This window comes from Motilimonas eburnea (assembly GCF_021295345.1).
GTDB classification, from domain to species: domain Bacteria; phylum Pseudomonadota; class Gammaproteobacteria; order Enterobacterales; family CBDFNC01; genus Motilimonas; species Motilimonas eburnea.
The window spans coordinates 1-736 of the sequence record NZ_JAIMJB010000064.1 but is presented as its reverse complement, the minus strand read 5'-3'; the positions used below and the strand labels follow the sequence as shown (position 1 = coordinate 736).

The window sequence follows — 736 nt, the reverse complement described above, 5'->3', positions numbered from 1 at the left end:
CAGGGCGAGATCTAACATTATTAGTAAGGTCTAATTGCTGATAATTTATGCACTATGGGCGTTTTATGAGCTTATTTTTCCTTTTCCTAGAAAATCATATATTAAATTGAACTAACTGTATTTTCAGTGATCAGATCATCACAAATCCTTTACTGAAGCAAAGCTGATGACTCTCTTTGAACGCCTGAGCCGCATACCAGATCCGCGTGCAGATATTAATGTCAAACATGACTTGGTAGATGTTGTTTTTCTCGTCTTTTCCGCAGTACTCAGCGGCGCAACAGGGTGGAAATCCATCCAAGAGTTCGGTGATAGTCAACTGGACTGGCTAAGGCAATACCGCCAATTTGAAAATGGCATCCCGAAGCGACATTGTATTGCAAATATAATCAGTATGTTAGATAGCGATGCATTACTTGAAGCCTTATTTGAATGGCTAAATGTTGAACGCACTCGTGCAGAGAAAACAGTGTTAGCGATTGATGGCAAAACCCTTCGGGGAACCAAGACGGATGGCAGTAAAAGTGTTCTCCATGTCGTCAATGCTTATGATGTTGAAAGCGGCCTAATGCTTTATCAGCAAGCCGATAAGAGTAAAGGTAAGGAAATTAGCTTGTCTCGTGATGTACTTGATGCCCTGATTTTGAAGAATACGATAGTCACGTTAGATTCATTGCATTGTTTAGCTCCAACAATGGCGCAAATTATTAAAAAGAAAGGTGATTTCACAATTCAG

1 protein-coding gene is annotated in these 736 nt (G+C 40.1%); it reads left to right on the top strand.

The window, feature by feature from the left end; genetic code table 11:
• Positions 1 to 166 precede the first annotated feature (166 nt).
• Positions 167 to 736, top strand: a 570-nt coding sequence (locus K6Y21_RS21115) for an ISAs1 family transposase (protein ID WP_233073918.1), incomplete at its 3' end; no start/stop codon positions are given.